General features: G+C 73.2%; 19 protein-coding genes and 1 tRNA gene. 7 read left to right on the top strand and 13 right to left on the bottom strand.

The features are described from left to right. Positions 1–4 precede the first annotated feature (4 nt). A complete protein-coding gene (locus tag IE316_RS17145) occupies positions 5–1,519 on the top strand; it encodes a glycosyltransferase family 2 protein (RefSeq protein WP_190205229.1) in 1,515 nt (504 codons plus the stop codon). Positions 1,520–1,650: 131 nt separating this feature from the next. Here IE316_RS17145 and IE316_RS17140 read toward each other — a convergent pair whose 3' ends face one another. Continuing rightward, positions 1,651–2,772, bottom strand: a complete 1,122-nt coding sequence (locus IE316_RS17140; RefSeq protein ID WP_190205228.1) for a polysaccharide biosynthesis protein — start codon at positions 2,770–2,772, stop codon at positions 1,651–1,653. A gap of 311 nt (positions 2,773–3,083) precedes the next feature. Continuing rightward, on the bottom strand, positions 3,084–3,914 hold the full coding sequence (locus IE316_RS17135) for an SDR family oxidoreductase (protein ID WP_190205227.1): 831 nt from the start codon (positions 3,912–3,914) through the stop codon (positions 3,084–3,086). Positions 3,915–4,220: 306 nt separating this feature from the next. Here IE316_RS17135 and IE316_RS17130 point away from each other — a divergent pair, with 306 nt between their 5' ends. From IE316_RS17130 to IE316_RS17120, 3 genes are all read left to right on the top strand, one after another. Then, positions 4,221–4,361: a hypothetical protein gene (locus IE316_RS17130; protein WP_190205226.1), complete on the top strand. Its 141-nt coding sequence runs from the start codon at positions 4,221–4,223 to the stop codon at positions 4,359–4,361. A gap of 31 nt (positions 4,362–4,392) precedes the next feature. Next, positions 4,393–4,875, top strand: coding sequence for a plasmid transfer protein KilB (gene kilB / locus IE316_RS17125; protein WP_190205225.1), 483 nt, complete (start codon positions 4,393–4,395; stop codon positions 4,873–4,875). Between the two features lie 228 nt (positions 4,876–5,103). Next, on the top strand, positions 5,104–5,721 hold the full coding sequence (locus tag IE316_RS17120) for a hypothetical protein (protein WP_229910423.1): 618 nt from the start codon (positions 5,104–5,106) through the stop codon (positions 5,719–5,721). A gap of 67 nt (positions 5,722–5,788) precedes the next feature. Here the strand turns inward: IE316_RS17120 and IE316_RS17115 are convergent, their stop codons facing one another. From IE316_RS17115 to IE316_RS17100, 4 genes are all read right to left on the bottom strand, one after another. Beyond that, positions 5,789–6,106 (bottom strand): hypothetical protein, encoded by a 318-nt coding sequence (locus IE316_RS17115; protein WP_190205224.1) that lies wholly within the window; start codon positions 6,104–6,106, stop codon positions 5,789–5,791. Between the two features lie 253 nt (positions 6,107–6,359). Next, positions 6,360–6,554 carry a hypothetical protein gene (locus tag IE316_RS17110; RefSeq protein ID WP_190205223.1) on the bottom strand — a complete coding sequence of 65 codons (195 nt, stop codon included), beginning with the start codon at positions 6,552–6,554 and terminating at the stop codon, positions 6,360–6,362. 49 nt (positions 6,555–6,603) lie between these two features. Further along, positions 6,604–7,023 (bottom strand): hypothetical protein, encoded by a 420-nt coding sequence (locus IE316_RS17105; protein WP_190205222.1) that lies wholly within the window; start codon positions 7,021–7,023, stop codon positions 6,604–6,606. Positions 7,024–7,127: 104 nt separating this feature from the next. Next, a complete protein-coding gene (locus IE316_RS17100; RefSeq protein WP_190205221.1) occupies positions 7,128–7,547 on the bottom strand; it encodes a hypothetical protein in 420 nt (139 codons plus the stop codon). 622 nt (positions 7,548–8,169) lie between these two features. On the opposite strand from IE316_RS17100, the gene IE316_RS17095 reads away from it, so the two are divergent. Continuing rightward, a complete protein-coding gene (locus tag IE316_RS17095; RefSeq protein WP_229910422.1) occupies positions 8,170–8,715 on the top strand; it encodes a site-specific integrase in 546 nt (181 codons plus the stop codon). Positions 8,716–8,825: 110 nt separating this feature from the next. Here the strand turns inward: IE316_RS17095 and IE316_RS17090 are convergent. After that, a tRNA-Pro gene (locus tag IE316_RS17090) sits at positions 8,826–8,899 on the bottom strand. 136 nt (positions 8,900–9,035) lie between these two features. Between IE316_RS17090 and IE316_RS17085 the strand changes: the two genes are divergently transcribed. Continuing rightward, the gene (locus tag IE316_RS17085; RefSeq protein ID WP_190205220.1) at positions 9,036–9,743 is read left to right on the top strand and encodes a thiamine pyrophosphate-binding protein; all 708 of its coding nucleotides are present in this window, start codon (positions 9,036–9,038) and stop codon (positions 9,741–9,743) included. Between the two features lie 27 nt (positions 9,744–9,770). Next, positions 9,771–10,682 carry a transketolase family protein gene (locus IE316_RS17080; protein WP_190205219.1) on the top strand — a complete coding sequence of 304 codons (912 nt, stop codon included), beginning with the start codon at positions 9,771–9,773 and terminating at the stop codon, positions 10,680–10,682. Between the two features lie 97 nt (positions 10,683–10,779). Here the strand turns inward: IE316_RS17080 and IE316_RS17075 are convergent, their stop codons facing one another. From IE316_RS17075 to IE316_RS17050, 6 genes are all read right to left on the bottom strand, one after another. After that, a complete protein-coding gene (locus tag IE316_RS17075; protein ID WP_190205218.1) occupies positions 10,780–12,129 on the bottom strand; it encodes an MFS transporter in 1,350 nt (449 codons plus the stop codon). Between the two features lie 126 nt (positions 12,130–12,255). After that, positions 12,256–12,615 (bottom strand): MmcQ/YjbR family DNA-binding protein, encoded by a 360-nt coding sequence (locus tag IE316_RS17070; protein ID WP_190205217.1) that lies wholly within the window; start codon positions 12,613–12,615, stop codon positions 12,256–12,258. A 74-nt stretch (positions 12,616–12,689) separates the two neighbouring features. Further along, positions 12,690–13,247 (bottom strand): GNAT family N-acetyltransferase, encoded by a 558-nt coding sequence (locus tag IE316_RS17065; protein WP_190205216.1) that lies wholly within the window; start codon positions 13,245–13,247, stop codon positions 12,690–12,692. Next, positions 13,244–13,894 (bottom strand): helix-turn-helix domain-containing protein, encoded by a 651-nt coding sequence (locus tag IE316_RS17060; RefSeq protein WP_190205215.1) that lies wholly within the window; start codon positions 13,892–13,894, stop codon positions 13,244–13,246. The genes IE316_RS17065 and IE316_RS17060 overlap by 4 nt, the downstream gene beginning before the upstream one ends. A gap of 55 nt (positions 13,895–13,949) precedes the next feature. After that, the gene (locus tag IE316_RS17055) at positions 13,950–14,852 is read right to left on the bottom strand and encodes a LysR family transcriptional regulator (protein ID WP_190205214.1); all 903 of its coding nucleotides are present in this window, start codon (positions 14,850–14,852) and stop codon (positions 13,950–13,952) included. Positions 14,853–14,873: 21 nt separating this feature from the next. After that, entirely contained in the window at positions 14,874–16,115 is a 1,242-nt protein-coding gene (locus tag IE316_RS17050) for a glycine C-acetyltransferase (protein ID WP_190205213.1), read from the bottom strand. Positions 16,116–16,124 lie beyond the last annotated feature (9 nt).

Below are 16,124 nucleotides of genomic sequence, written 5' to 3'. Positions count from 1 at the left end.
CGGCGTGGACGACGCCTCGGCGGCGGGGATCGCGGTGGTGGTGGCCGACCCGGACGGCGGGGCGGAGCGCACGGTGCGCAGCCTGCTCGCCCAGACGGTACGGCCCGTCTCCGTGACGGTGGTGACGACGGCCCGGTCGGACGCCCCCCGCCCCGGCCGCGGCTCCGGGGGCCCGGACACCCCGGTGGCACCGGCCGTACGGACCCTGCGGTGTGCCCCCGAGGACCTCGGACCGGTGTGCGCCGACGCGGCCAGGGACGCGCGGGCGCCGTACGTCACCGTGCTGCGCGGCGGCGACGAGGCCCTCCCCCGCTGCCTGGAGCACCTGTCGCGGGCGGCCCGCGACGGCGGCGGGGGCGCCCCGGCCGGCCTGGTGCTGTGCGGCACGCTGGTCCTGCGGGACGACGGCCGCGTGGACGGCTTCACCCTGCCGCCCCCGGCGGACGGCTCCCGGGATCTCGGGGACGGCGTCCGCCTGGTGCGGCGCGAGCTGCTGGACACGGACCCCGGCACGGTGGTCGAGGTCACCGTGCCGATGCTGCTGGTCCGCCGGCCGGCCGGCTCCGCCGGGAACCGGGCCGCCGCCCTGGAACCCCTCCTGCGTACCCGGGCGGTCCGGGGGCGCGTGTACCGGCCGCCGCCCGCCGCACCGCGCGACGGAAGCGTGCCCCGGCTGGTGTCGGTGGTCGTCCCGGTGCGCGACGGCGCCCGCACGCTCGCCGCCCAGTTGACCGCGCTGTCCCGGCAGACCGGCGCCGTCCCCTACGAGGTCCTGGTCGTCGACAACGGCTCCACGGACGCCACCCGCGAGGTGGCCGAACGGGCCCGCGCCGCACTGCCGGACCTGCGGATCGTCGACGCGTCCGAGCGCCCCGGGGAGAGTTACGCCCGCAACCGGGGCATCGCCGCGGCCCGCGGCGACTTCATCGCGTTCTGCGACGCCGACGACCTCGCGGGCACCGGCTGGCTGGCCGCGATGGCGGAGGCGGCCAAGGAGGCCGACCTGGTGGGCGGCGGCCTGGACACGTCCGTCCTCAGCCCGGCCCACACCGAGGAGCAGCCGCTGCCGATGGACGCGCAGACCGACTTCCTGCCGTTCGCCCGGGGGGCCAACTGCGGTGTCTGGAAGGACGTGCTGACGGCGGTGGGCCACTGGGACGAGCGCTACCGGGGCGGCGGGGAGGACATGGACCTCTCCTGGCGGGTCCAGCTCTGCGGCTACCGCGTCCGTTACGCGGGCGACGCCACCATGCACTACCGGCTGCGGGACGAACTGACCGCGCTGGCCCGGCAGAAGTGGAACTACGGCCGCTCCGGCGCCCAGTTGTACGCCGCGTACCGCCACGCCGGGTTCCGGCGGCGGCCGGGCCGGGTGGTGGCCGGCAACTGGTGCTGGCTGCTGCTGCACGTCCCGGACCTGCTGCGATCGCCCGCGCTGCGCCGGCGCTACGTCCGCTACGGGGCGCGGCTGGCCGGGTTCCTGGCGGGGAGCGTGCGGTGGCGGGTGCCGTACCTGTGAGGCCCGTACCCGTACGGCCACGGTTGCGGTAGCGGCCCGGCAGGACGTACGCGGACCGGCGCGCCGGGCGGGTGCGGCGCGCCGGGCGGATGCGGCGCGCCGGGCGGGTGCGGCGCGCCGGCCGCGCGCGGTCAGGCCGGCCAGCGGCCGGGTTCCGGTGTCATGGAACCGCCCTCCATGGCCCGGCAGGTGGCCCGCAGGGCGGCGACGACGGCGTCGTCCTCCGCCCAGGCGTCGAGGTCGGGGCCGTCCCCGGCCTTCAGGGCGGGCACCGGCACCTCCATGATCTTCGGGTGCACGTACCGGACCGGTGTCTCGGAGGCGGCCACCAGGGACTCGGTGAGCTTCTCCCCCGGTCTCAGTCCGATGTAGTGGACCGGGAGTTCCGCGCCCGTCTGCGCGATCGCTCTGCGGGCGATGTCGAGGATCCGGACCTGCTCCCCCATGTCCAGGACCAGGGCGTGGCCGACGCTGCCCAGCGCCGCCGACTGGATGACCAGTTCCACGGCCTCCTGCACGGTCATCAGATAGCGGGTCACCCCGGGATGGGTGACCGTCACCGGCATCCCGGCCGCGATCTGGCGGGCGAAGACGTCGAGGAAGGAGCCCTGGCAGCCGAGCACGTTGCCGAACCGCACGCTCACGTACGGCCGGCCCGCCTGGATGGCGGCCGCCGCGGTGAGTCCCTCGGCTATGCGCTTGGAGTAGCCCAGCACCCCGACCGGGTCGACCGCCTTGTCGGTCGAGATGTTCACCAGGAACGCCACGTCCGCGGCGAGTGCCGCGTCCAGGACCGCCCGGGTGCCGAACACGTTCGTCTTGACGGCCTCACCGGGGAACTCCTCCAGGATCGGCACCCACTTGAGGGCCGCCGCGTGGAAGACGATGTCCGGCCGGCACCGGCGGAAGAGCCGCATCAGCCCCCGGGAGTCCCTGATGTCGGCGAGGAGGATGGCGGGGCGCACCGAGGAGGGGCCGGCCGCGACGCTGCCGGCCGCCAGGTGGAGGGCCGTCTCGTTGCGGTCGAGCATCAGCAGGCTCTCGGGTCCCCACCGGCCGAGCTGCCGGCACAGCTCCGAGCCGATGTAGCCGCCGGCCCCGGTGACCAGGACGCGCCGGCCGCGCAGGAATCCGGCGCTGCTCTCCAGACCGGTCCTTATCCGCTGCCGGCCGAGGATCCTCTCGATGTCCAGGGCGGGAGGGTCGCCGGTTGGCGGGTGCGCACCATACCCTGCGGAGTTTTCGTCAGACATGCAGTCACTCTTCCTTCGAGACAAGAGCCATGACTGATGTGTCGACCGACACGACGAACCGGTCCGACGTATCGTCTTGGTGCTTTCTTCGCCGACACCCTTGCGTTGCCTCCCGGGAAGCCGCGTCCGGGGAGCACGTTCCGGCGGCCGTGCGCCGCCTGTCGCACCGGCTCCGTCGACGTCGGGCGGGTCCGCGTGGACGTCCGAGGCGGCCGGGACCGTCACCTTATCGGGGGCCGGACCGGCGCGGGGCGGTTTCCCCGGCCACCGCCGGACGCCCCCGGCGGCACCGGGCGGTAAACCGGGGCGCCTCACGGAGCGTCGGCGCCGAGGAACTCGCGGGCGCCCCGCAGCCGGGTCCGCACCCGGGCCCGGGTGGCGTCGGTGACGAGGCGGATGTCCAGTCCGCCCGGGGGGTCCACGTCGCTGCGCAGCCCGGGCGGCAGCCGGGCGGGGTCGAGTCCGTCCCGCCGGGCGATGAGGACGCCCAGCTCGTGACGGTTCATCGGGTCCGGTCCGGCCGCGTGGAACACACCGGACCCGTCCGACTCCGTGATCTCCAGCAGTACGGAGGCCAGGTCGTCGACGTGGACCGGGCAGCGGACGTCGTCCGTGAACAGGACGCCGGTGCGGGTACCGGCCACCAGGGCGTGCACGGCCCTCTCGTGCGCGGACCGGCCGTGCCCCACGATGAGCGAGGTGCGCACCACGGCGGCCCCGGGCACCCCCACCCTGACGGCCGTCTCCGCCGCGGCCTTGGCGGCTCCGTAACGGGAGACGGGGTCGGGCAGCGCGTCCTCGCGGTAGTGGACGGCGGCTCCGGAGAACACCGCGTCGGAGGAGACGTGCACCAGCCGGCACCCGGCCCGGGCCACCGCGAGGGCCAGTTGGACCGCGCCGTCGGCCGTCACCGCCCAGTCGGCGTGCCCGCCGGCCGCGTTGATCACCGCGGCGGGCCGGGCCCGGTCCAGCACCTGCGCCACCCGGCCGGGGTCACGCAGATCGGCCCGGTACCAGGTGACCGAGGGCAGGTCCGCCGGGCGGGTCAGGTAGGTGGCTGCGGCGTCCCATCCGGCGGCCACGGCCCGACGGAGCACTTCACGGCCGAGGAACCCGCTCCCGCCGACGACCAGCACTCTCACGCATCGCCCCCCTGACGCCCGGCGTGCGCCGACCGCTCCCGGGAGGACGGGGACGGGCCGCGCAACCGTGTCGAGCCGTGCTTCCGTGTCGAGCCGTGCTTCCTGGGGGCCGATGCTACTGAAGACGGCGGGCCACGGGGAGGTCACGCGCGAGCCCGCTTCACCCGGCCCCGCCGGCCGGCGGCACCGGGGTTCCGAACCGGCCCGCTCCCTCCTGGCCCACCTGGACGGCTTCGGCGATGTCCCCTGCCACCCGGGCCTCGAAAACCGCCGTGGTTACCGGCGCGGCACGGGAGAATGACCGCCATGGAAGAACTGATCGGTCGGCCGCACCAGCAGGCGAGCGAGGTGCTGATCGAGGCGGAGCGTCGCCCGCGGCCCGTCGTACGCCTGCTCGCCCTGCCGTACTCGGACCGGCCCGGCCACCGCGCTGCGCGGCGACCGTAGCCCACCACCGCCCGGACGGAGGGAGAACCGCATGTGGCCCACGATCGTGGCCGTCCTCGGCACCCTCGCCGGTGTCGCGCTGACCAGCGCCACCCAGCACCTCACACAGCGTCAGGCCCTCGCCGACCAGCACCGCCGCGAGGTCACGGACGCCATCAAGCACGTGCTGGAGACGGTGCTGGCCTACCGCGAGCTGTACTGGTCCGGGATCGACAAGGCCCGCGCGGGCGACACCGCGGGGCTGGCGTGGGAGATCTACTCCGGCCCCCGCACAGCGATCACCACCGCCCGCGACCACCTCGGCCTCCTCGCCGACGACGAGGCGCTGCTCGCCGCCGCGGAGGCGGCCGCGTGGGCGGCGATCGACCTGAACGACATCCCGCTCGGCCCTGCCAGTGACGGCCGGTTCACGGACGACGTGGAGGCGGCGCTGGACGCCGGACGCGACCGCGCCCGCGTCGCTCACACCGCGCTCGTCCAGGCCGGCCGGGCCTACCTGCACAGCCGCCGGTGACCGGCGGACCACGCCCCCTACCGCTTCCGAAGCAGGCGTGAGGGGGGCTGGATGGGCCGCCGCAACACCTCACCTCCCCGGTGGATCCGGTGGATTCGGTGGATTCGATGGATTAGGTGGATTCGGTGGATTCTGTGGTGCGGGTGGCCGCATCTGCGGCAGTGTCGGTGCCGACGCCCTGCCCTGGGCGCGCCCGGGCGGGTTCGGCATGCGATGCGGGAGGGCTTGATGGGCGTGGGCGAGCGGGAGTCGTGGACGACGGAGGAGTTCGGCACGTCGCACGAGGGCGCGGTCGGTGTGCTGCTGGCCGACGGCAGCGTGCCGGACCCTGTCCACCTCGACATGACCTCTGCGGGCAGCGGACGGGAAGTGTCGCAGTGGAGCGTCTACGACGGGGGCGGCGGTGTCGTGAAGGCACCACGGGCCGCCGCGCTGCGGGCTGTCTGCTCCTGCGGCTGGAGCGGCCCGCCCCACTCCTTGCGGTGGGAGGAGTTCGACGAGCGGGACCTGGCCGAAGCAGGCGGGGACGTGGCGGATACGTGCGCCCAGGAATGGGACGTACACATCGTGGAGGTGGAGCGGTCGGCCATCACCGTGCCGGAGCCCCTGGCCGAACTGCTCGCGCGGGTCGAGTCGGAGATCGAGAGGCTGGCGAGAACGACACCGCTCGCGGCCCTGCGGGCCGCACGCCGGCTGGAGGTGATCGCCGCGCAGACGGCGTACTGGCCGGCCCTGGACGCCGGCCGCGACGCCACCGGTGAGCAGACGGCCGCGGCCCTGGGACTGAACGAGGACGCCGCGCACGACCTGCTGGCCCGCTTCGGCCGCCTGCGCCATGACCACTAGGCAGAGCCTGGCCCCGGTCGATGAGGCGGAGGGTGCAGAGGACGGCATGCCTCAGGAGAGCGCGGCATCACAGGAACCGGTACGACTTGAAGAGGAAGGTGACGGTGCTGCCGGGGGAGACGGGATTGGCGAGCACGGCGCAACTGGTGTCGGTGTAGAGGACGACGGTGGCATCGGTCTGGTTGTCGACACTGGTGCCAAGCGTGGAGACCAGCTTGCAGGTGCCTCTTTCGGGGTTGCTGACCTGCTGGCTGCCACCGACGAGATCGGTGTAGTAGAAGGTGCCGTTGGCGTGGCCGGTGGTGGCCATGGCCTGTCCGGTGGCCAGAAGCGTGGCAGCGGTGCCAGCGGCCAGGGCGAGCGCGGTGCGGCGTATGACGGGCATGTCGTTTCCTGTCGTCGAGGACGGTTGAGACAGCCCCAACTGTGAAGGACGCAAGGGTGTTCGAGGAGGGAGTGCGTGGGCCGAGACATGGTGCGGCCATCACACAGGGTGTGAAATCGCCCGGCCCCGGCTTGCCCGAGTTCGACGAGCGCTTCCCCTGGTTCATCGATCCCTGGGGCAAGAGCCCCGGCTTCACCTGCGTCATCGGCTACGACGACGGCCGGCCGGCTTCGTCTACGGCCGCGCACGCCGATCACCCACTGGCACACCGTGTGGTCCCCAACTGGTCCCCAAGCACCCACTCCATACCGCCGTTCCGCGAGGTGACAGCACCGTCCGCGTCGTAATCGACCCGCTCCTCCAACGGCACATCGACGACGCCCGCCAGTTGGTGGTCGTCCTGCAGCTCTGCATCGAGGAAGACGTGGACCCCCTCTTCGGCTGACACCAGCCGGTTTTACCAGCTCACCGGTCAGCAGTTACGGGACAGCCCTTAGTCAGGACACCCTCGTGCAGCCTTTTCGGGTGCAGAACTCGTGGGCCACGGGACTGCCGGATTCGTCGGACATGTAAATGTCGACCCGCTGGACACCGCCCGCCGTCGTCAGCCGCAGCCCCATGGTGAACGGCTGATTCGGCCCGCCCGCGTACGCCCAGGCACTGCATTGGTCAGCCGTTCCCGCATCACCGTTCGAACCATTGACGCAGATCTTGCGGGCGCCGCTCGCCGCGTGTACGGCGCCGGAGACGGTGGCCGTGTATCCGTCGGTGAAGTGGATCGTCCCAGAGGTGGTGCTGGCGCCGTAAGCCATACCGAAGGACATGTTCACGTCGTCGGCGGTGGCGTATGCCGGACCGGCGGCGCTTCCGATCGCCGTACAGGCCGCGGTCAACACGGCCATGGTGAATGCACGCATGTGGTCCCTTCCGCCTCACGCGACTTCAGTCTTCGGGAAGTGCTCGCGCAGGCTGCGGTCCGGCGACCGGATCGCAGCCCGCGGTACCTACGGGCCGCCGCCGGTCACCAATCCCTCGTGCAGCCGTTGCGCGTGCAGTGTTCCTGCGCCACGTTGGTGCCGTCCTCGTCGTACATGTAGATGTAGACCCGCTGAATGCCGCCCGGCACCGTCAGTCGCAATCCGATGGTGAAGGGCTGGTTCGGTCCGCCCGCGTACGCCCAGTTGCTGCAGTCGCCGTTGTCATAGGCGGAGCCGTTCTCGCCGGAGACGCAGACGCGGCGGGCGCCGCTCGCCGCGTGTACGGCGCCGGAGACGGTGGCCGAGTATCCGTCGGTGAAGTGGATCGTTCCGGAGGTGGTGCTGGCGCCGTAGGACATGCCGAAGGACATGTTCACGTCGCTGGCCGTGGCGTGGGCCGGCGCGGCGGCCAGACCGATCGTCGCGACCGCCGCGGTGGCCATCGTCAGGAGAGCTTTTCGCATCGGGCACCTTCCTTCTTGGATGAACGTCACGTGAACACCGAATTCGTCGAATTGCTCACGGCTTCAGGCGTCTCACGCGGAAGGAAGTTATAGGCGGCCCTTGTCGGGCGTCGTCCATCACTCGGTTGACGTTCCCCTCAACCGGGCGCGGTAGTTGCGCACCGCATACAACATGCGCGGTACCTCTGTCACCTGCTCGTCGCTTGCCTGTAGCACCATATTCGATGAGTGTTCAGCATCGCTACGGCGAGCCGCAGACCGCGCCGAGCCCGGCGGGAAACGCGGTGGCGGCCGGGTACGTTCCGCATCGAATCGGTAAACGCCGCTCATGCTCAGCGGCGGGACCCCACCCTGGACGCATGATTTCGACGAACAGCAGTGCGGGCCCCGCGGCCATCAGCCTGACCAGAATGCAGGAGAAAGCCCCTGACCTGGTCAGCCTGTACAAGACGGCCGATGCCAGGGTGCGCAGGCACGGGCTGGCTCTGTCGGAACGTGTCGTCATGTACAACGGCCTCGATGTCGAGGAATGGCTGCGCAGCCGCCGTACCGTCCCGGGCAGGGAAGTCCATGGCCGGCGCTCCACGGTGAAGAACACCATCGCCGTCCTGGTCCGCGTTTCATGGAGCAGGCCGTCCGCGACGGCATCATCGAGGTCGATCCCGCCCGCGTCACCGGCTGGCAGAAGCTCTACAAGCGGGCCCAGGACGAACTCCTCAACCCACGGGCGCTCGCCCTGCCCGACTGGGAGACCCTCCTCCGGCTGGCCTACGCGCTCGTGGCCGCCTCCTACGATCACTACCGCGCCTGGGGAGACGTCGTCCTCTTCGCCGCCTGCACCGCCGCCCGGATCGGCGAAGTCTCCGGATGCCGCATCGCAGACATCGACACCGACCAGTGGGTCTGGACCGTACAGCGCCAGACCACTCCCGCCCCCGGCGGACTGACCGACAAGGGCACCAAAGGCGGACTGACCTGGTTCGCCGACGCAGGCGTGCCCGTCCACGTCCTGCGACACATCGCCGGCCACGGCTCGCTCGTCACCACCCAGCGCTACCTCCACCCCGACGTCCGCAGCATCACAGCCGCCGGTACCGCGCTCTCCGCACACCTCACCGCGCTCCGCGCCCCTCGCTCGCTCCCCAGCCCGATCGTCATGACCCGCTGACCCGGTCAAGGACGCCAGGTACCCCGCTGGTCCTCAAGTGGTCCCCAGAAATGATCAAGGGCCGGTTTCGGATGTCTCCGAAACCGGCCCTGACCTGCGACTCTCACGAGTCGGGACGACAGGATTTGAACCTGCGACCCCTTGACCCCCAGTCAAGTGCGCTACCAAGCTGCGCCACGTCCCGATGCCCGTCTGACCTGGGGTTTCCCCCGGCCGAACGCGCAGGAAAACCATACCGCACTCGGAGCGGTGATCGTGAACCGCATTTCCGCCGCCCGGCGCTTGACCTCAAGTTTGGTCGAGGTTGCACGATCGTCCGCATGACGACCATCGAAGAACGCGGGCGTACGTACGGGTACGCCGACCTGCCCGCACTGATGCGGCGGATGACGGGGGACGAGAAGCACGGACCGGCGGCCACGTCGACCCTGGACGTGCTGTGGGTGCTCTACGACCGGGTGCTGCGGGTCGGTCCGGAGGGCATGGACGACCCGGGGCGGGACCGGTTCCTGCTGTCGAAGGGGCACGGGCCGATGGCTTACTACGCCGTACTCGCCGCCAAGGGTTTCCTCCCCGTGGAGTGGCTGGACGGCTTCGGCGCCTACGACTCGCCGCTCGGGCACCATCCGGACCGGACGCTGGTGCCGGGGGCCGAGATCGGCAGCGGGTCGCTGGGCCACGGGCTGCCGATCGCGGTGGGCACGGCGCTGGGCCTGCGCGCCCAGGGGCTGGACGCGGCGCGGGTCTGGGTGCTGATCGGGGACGCCGAACTGGACGAGGGCAGCAACCACGAGGCGATCGCCTTCGCCGGGCCCGCCGGGCTGGAACGGCTGCACACCGTCGTCGTCGACAACGCCTCCGCCACCCATGCCCGGCCCGGCGGGATCGCCGCCCGGTTCGAGGCGGCGGGCTGGTCGGCGGTGACCGTGGACGGCCGGGACCACGAGGCGCTGTACGCCGCGTTCACCGCACCGCACCCGGGCCGCCCCCATGTGGTGGTGGCCCGCGTGGAACCGAAGTCCGCCTGACCCCGCCCCCCTTCGGAAGGAACCCTCATGGACACCATGCGCGACCGATTCGCCCCCGTCGTCTCCCGGTTGCTGGACGAGGACCCGCGTGTCGCCGTGGTCCTCGCCGAGATCGGCGTGGACGGCTTCGCCGAGGCCCGGCGCCGGCATCCGGACCGGGTGATCAACGTCGGCATCCGGGAGCAGCTTCTCGTCGGTGCCGCCGCGGGGCTGGCGCTGACCGGGCTGCGGCCCGTCGTGCACACCTTCGCCAGCTTCCTCGTCGAGCGGCCCTTCGAGCAGGTCAAACTGGACCTCGGGCACCAGGACGCGGGCGCTGTCCTGGTGAGCGCCGCCGCGTCCTTCGACTGGCCCGCCGGCGGCTACACCCACATGGCGCCGGGCGACGTGGCGCTCCTCGACACCCTCGACGGCTGGACCGTGCACGTGCCCGGCCATCCCGACGAGGCCGCGGCCCTGCTGCGGCACGCGGTCGCCGCCGGGGACGACAAGGTGTACGTACGGCTGTCGGTGCAGTCGAACGGCGAGGGGCTGCCGGTCGACGGGGCGCGGTTCCGTACCGTGCGCGAGGGCGGCTCCGGTGTCGTGGTCGCCGTCGGGCCGATGCTCGACGCGGTGCTGGCCGCCACCGAGGGCCTCGACACCACCGTGCTGTACGCCACGACCGTCCGGCCCTTCGACGCGGAGGCGCTGCGCCGGGCGGTGCGGGTGGCGCGCCCGGACGTGGTCCTGGTCGAGCCGTACCTCGCGGGCACCTCCACGGCCGCCGCGAGCGACGCCCTGTCCGACGTACCGCACCGGGTCCTCGGCCTGGGCGTCGGCCGCCGTGAGCTGCGCCGGTACGGGCAGTTGGCGGAGCACATCGCCGCGCACGGGCTGGACGCCCGGTCGCTGCGGGAGCGGATCGGGGGGTTCCTGGAGGCAGGGGTGCGGGCCTGAGCGGTTCGGTCGGCGGTGGGATTCCGGCGGGGTGCGGCTCTGACGGGCTCGTTCGGCAGCGGAGGCGCGGACTGGGGGCTCGGTGGGCAGTCGGACGTCAGCGGGGTATCGGCTCGGTGGGCGGGTCGGCCCGGGGCAGGTCGCGGATCGGCGGGCTGGCGAGCAGGGCGAGGACGACGACGAGGCTGGTGACGCCGGCGGCGAGCAGGACCTGCTCGGTGCCGAGCAGGGACGCGGCGGGGCCCGCGAGGGCCTGGCCGACCGGCATCATCGCGAGGGAGCCCGCCACGTCGTAGGCGTGGATGCGGTTCAGGACCTCGGGCGGGACCTGGGTCTGCACGGTGGTCGCCCACATCACGCCCCAGAAGGAGAGCCCGGCCCCGGCGACCGCCGCGCCCGCCGCCATCGCGGACACGCCGAGCCCGGCGCCGACGGACGCGGGAAAGACGGCGAAGCCGACGAGGGCGACCGCCCCGGCGCGCAGCATCCGCCGGGGGCGCAGTCTGAGGGCGAGCAGGCCGCCGACGACGGTGCCGGCGCCGAGGGCGCTGTTGATCAGGCCGTAGGCGCCCGGGCCGTGCTGCTGGACGACCTCCGTGGCCACCAGGGGGACGGTCGGGCCCCATACGGCGATCATGTAGACGCACCAGACGAGGATGACGCCCCAGAGCCAGGAGCGGGAGCGGAACTCCCGCCAGCCCTCGACCAGATCGGCCCGGAACGCCCGCGCACCGGCGCCCGGGGCGCGGCGGCTCTCCGGTGCGAGCGGGGGCAGCCGGAGCAGCAGCAGGCAGAGGGCGCTGATCGCGTACGTGGCCGCGTGGGCGGCGAAGACGCCGCCGGGCGAGGCCAGGCCGACCAGGACCCCGGCGACCGCGGGTCCGGCCAACTGGGCCGCGGACTCGGCGACTCTGATGGCGCCGTTGGCCCCCTGCACGTCGGTGGCGAGACGGGGCACGGTGCTGGCGACGCCGGGCTGGAACACGGCGCCCGCGACACCGTTGGCGAAGCCGATCGCGCAGATCTCCCACAGCACGACGTGACCGGAGAAGAACAGGGCGGCGGTGAGGGCCTGGGTGCCGAGCCGCACCAGGTCCGCGCCGATCATCAGCCGGCGGGTGCTGAAGCGGTCGGCGATGACACCGCCGAAGACCACCAGTCCGGCGAACGCGGCGGCCGTCGCGGCCATGGCGAGGCCGACCGCGCCCGCCCCGTACCCGTGTTGCAGCAGGCCGGCGGCGAGCGCCACGGGCAGCATGGTGTCGCCGAGCCGGGCGACGGCACGGGCGACGAAGAACAGCCCGAAGTCCCGCGACCACAGTCCCCGCGCCGCCCCGTCCCGCCGGACCCGCACCCCCTCGGGCCCGGCCGCGCGGGCGTCGGCCGGGTCCTCGCAGCCGGTGTCCGGCGTGCCCTCCGCGCCCGGCTGCGACGACGTGCCGTTCATCCTCGCGCGTCCCCCTCCCCCACCGTCCCCCGGCAGTCCCGGCGGCACCCGGGGTCCCCTCCCGCCCCGCCTGCCGCTGATGCCTTCGGATCATGTCACGGGGCACTGACAACACCCGAGGGGTTTTCAGCCGCCGGTCGGGAGGCCCAGCCGGGGGTACGCCTCCAGCAGGCGGGACGGGGCCGCCTGGCGCCAGGAGTCGGCGAGGATGTCCCGCAGTTCCGCCTCGCCCTCCAGGGCGGCGAGCCGGACCCGCACCCAGGCGAACTGGGCCTCGTGCCCGGCGATCCAGAACTTCTCCGGCTCGGCGAGGGCCAGTTCGTCGCGCTCCTCCTTCGGGCAGCGCACGGCGATGGACGTCTCGTCCTCCGGCAGGGTGGCGAACATCTTGCCCGCGACCCGGAAGGTGGGCATGCTCCAGGCGGTCTTCTCCGTGGTGTCCGGCAGGGACAGGGCGATACGGCGTACGTCTTCGGCGTCCGGCATGTGAGGCACGGTAACCTCCGGCACTGACAACCGGCGGCGGGCGCCCGCGCCGACGAGCGACGGCGGCCCGTGGATCAAGCCACCGCCCCAGCGGTAGCGACCGGCGGTGAGCCGTCACCCCCGATCCGCTTGAAGTACAGCGTCGTCGGGCGCAGTACCCCGTCCGGGCTCGCCGCGTAGTCGGGGATGACGCCGGCGCGGGTCCAGCCCGCGCTGCGGTAGAGGTGTTCGGCGGGGCTGTCGGTCTCCGTGTCGAGGTGGAGCAGGGTGATGCCGGACGCGGCGGCGGCCTCCTCGGCGGTGGTCAGGAGGGTGCGGCCGAGGCCCCGGCCACGGGCCTCGCGGTGCACCATCAGCTTGACCAGTTCGGCGCGGTGCCGGCTGTTGGGCTTGTCGGGGAGGGCCAGACTGACGGTCCCGGTCACCCGCCCGTCCTGGTGCGCCACCCACACGGCGAGCGCCCCGGCGGCCACGGCGTCGGCCCGCCGGCGCCACCACGCGAGCGCCTCGGCCCGCTCCAGCGGGGCGAGGAATCCGATCGAGGCCCCGCCGTGCACGGTGTCGGTCAGCAGGTCGGCCAGGCCCTCCACGTAGTGCGGGAGTTCGGTCGCGTTCAGGCGGGTCACCGTCATGGCAGCACCACCGCCAGCACGTACCGCGTGTCCTCGGGGCCGGGGCACCGGAACCGGGTCGGTCCCCAGACCCGCAGCCGCAGGCAGTCGCCGGGGCCGACGCGGTGGACCGTGTCCCGGTCGGTGACCTCCAGCGTCCCGTCCAGGACCCAGATGTGCTGCTCCAGACCGGGCACGGGCGGCCGGTCGTACGCCAGGTCGGCGCCGGCGGTGAGCCGTGCCTCCACGAGTTCGCCGCGCAGTCCGGCGTGCGGCGGGGAGACGGACCGGCGGACGAACCCGGAGCCGCGGTCCTCCCAGACCGGCTGGTCGGCGGCGCGGACCAGCGGCGCGGGGCGGGCCTCGACCTCGCTGAGCAACTGGGACATGGTCCGTCCGTGGACCGCGCACAGACGGTTCAGCAGGGAGGCGGTGGGGCTGATCTCGGCCCGCTCGGCGCGGGACAGCGTGGACCGGCTCACTCCGGTGCGTTCCGCCAGCTCGCCCAGGGACCAGCCCCGTTCGGCCCGCAGTTCGGCCAGCCGGGCACCTAGCCGCGCGTCCACCGGATCCGGAGCGGCCCGCTCCTGAGCCCCCGGTGCCGGAGGCGAGGCCGGGGCTCTGTCCGGTCCGTCCGCCGGTTCGCTCACCTCAGTCGTGCGTCTCATATCCGGGACGCTATCCCAGATGTGAGACGTACAGGTTACGGAATCCTCACTGACCTCACTGCCCCGCCGCCGTCTCCAGCGCGTCCAGCACCGGCCGGATCAGCGGATGCCGCTCCGCGCCCCGGCGTACGGCGGCGAAGACCCGGCGCGTGGGCGCGACCCCGTCGACCGGGCGGACGACCACGCCGGTGAGGTCCACGCCGCGCAGCGCCGAGCGCGGGACGAGGGCCACGCCCGCCCCCGCCGAGGCGAGGGCGACCACCGCGCGGAAGTCGTCCGAGGAGTGCTCGGGGCTCGGCTGGAACCCGGCGCTCTCGCAGGCCAGCATGACCACGTCGTGGCAGGGGTTGCCGGGGTAGGGCCCGATCCACGGGTCCTTGGCCAGCTCCGCGAGCGGCACCTCCTCGGCGCCCGCCAGGCGGTGGGTGACCGGGACGACCGCGTCGAAGGGCTCGGCGTACAGCGGGACGTGGGCCAGCCGCGGGTCGTCGGCGGGCGGCGCCCCGCGGTACTCGACGGCGACCGCCACGTCGACCTGCCGGTCCAGCAGCATCGGCAGGCTGGCGTCGCCCTCGGCGTCCTGGACGCGCAGCCTGATGCCGGGCGCGGTGCGGGCCAGCCGGGTCACCGCGGGCGCGACCACCTGGGCGATGCCGGTGGCGAAGGCGGCGACGGTGACCGTGCCGGCCCGGCCGCCGGCGTACGCGGCCAGCTCGGCCTCGGCCCGCTCCAGTTGGGCGAGGACGGCGTTGGTGTGGGCGAGCAGGATCTCGCCGGCCGGGGTGAGCCGTACGCCCTTGGCGCCGCGCTCGACCAGGCGGTGGCCGGTCTCCTGCTCCAGGGCGGACAGTTGCTGGGAGACCGCCGAGGGGGTGAGGTACAGCGCGGCGGCAGCCGCCGTCACCGTGCGGTGGTCGGCCACCGCCCGGAGGATGTGCAGCCGCCGCGCCTCGATCATGTGGACGATTATCGCAACCGGTCAGACGCCCGGTTCCGGTCGCGTCCCCGTGGCGGCTTCCACGGCCCCCGAGGCGTCCAGCTCCCCCCGCGCCGCCACGAAGGCCGCCACCGCGCGGTGCACGTCCTGCGTCGAGTGGGCCGCCGACAACTGGACGCGGATGCGGGCCTGGCCCTGCGGGACGACCGGGTAGGAGAAGCCGATCACGTACACGCCGCGCTCCAGGAGCAGCTCGGCCAGCCGGCCGGCCCGGGCCGCGTCGCCGATCATGACCGGCGCGATGGCGTGGTCGCCGGGCAGCACGTCGAAGCCCTCCTCGGTCATCCGGCGCCGGAACAGCGCCGTGTTCTCGGCCAGCCGCACCCGCAGGTCGTCGGCCGATTCGAGGAGGTCGAGGACCTTGAGCGACGCCGCGGCGATCACCGGGGCGAGCGTGTTGGAGAACAGGTACGGCCGGGAGCGCTGGCGCAGCAGGGCGACGATCTCCGCGCGGGCGGCGACGTATCCGCCGGAGGCGCCGCCGAGGGCCTTGCCGAGGGTGCCGGTGAGGATGTCGACGCGGTCCATGACGCCGTGCAGCTCGGGGGTGCCGCGGCCGCCCGGTCCGACGAAGCCGACGGCGTGGGAGTCGTCGACCATGACCATCGCGTCGTACCGGTCGGCGAGGTCGCAGATCTCGCGCAGCGGGGCCACGTAGCCGTCCATGGAGAACACGCCGTCGGTGACGATCAGCTTCCGGCGGGCCCCGGACGCCTCCTTCAACTGGCGTTCCAGGTCGGCGAGGTCGCGGTTGGCGTAGCGCAGGCGGCGGGCCTTGGACAGGCGGATGCCGTCGATGATGGAGGCGTGGTTGAGGGCGTCGGAGATCACCGCGTCCTCGGGGCCGAGCAGCGTCTCGAAGACGCCGCCGTTGGCGTCGAAGCAGGAGGAGTACAGGATCGTGTCCTCCTGGCCGAGGAACGCCGACAGCCGGGCCTCCAGTTCCTTGTGCACCTCCTGGGTGCCGCAGATGAAGCGGACCGAGGCCATGCCGTAGCCCCAGCGGTCCAGGGCCTCATGGGCGGCGGCGATCACCTCGGGGTGGTCGGCGAGGCCGAGGTAGTTGTTGGCGCAGAAGTTGAGGACCTCGCCGGGACGGCCGCCCGCGGTGACGGCGACCGTCGCCGACTGGGGGGTGCCGATGACGCGCTCGGGCTTGTGCAGTCCGGCGGCGCGGATCTCGTCGAGGGTGGCGCGCAGGTCGGCGCGTACGGAGTCGAACATGTCAGGGCT

Source organism: Streptomyces fumanus (genome assembly GCF_014655295.1).
Taxonomy (GTDB): domain Bacteria; phylum Actinomycetota; class Actinomycetes; order Streptomycetales; family Streptomycetaceae; genus Streptomyces; species Streptomyces fumanus.
This window is presented reverse-complemented; position numbering and strand designations above follow the sequence as displayed.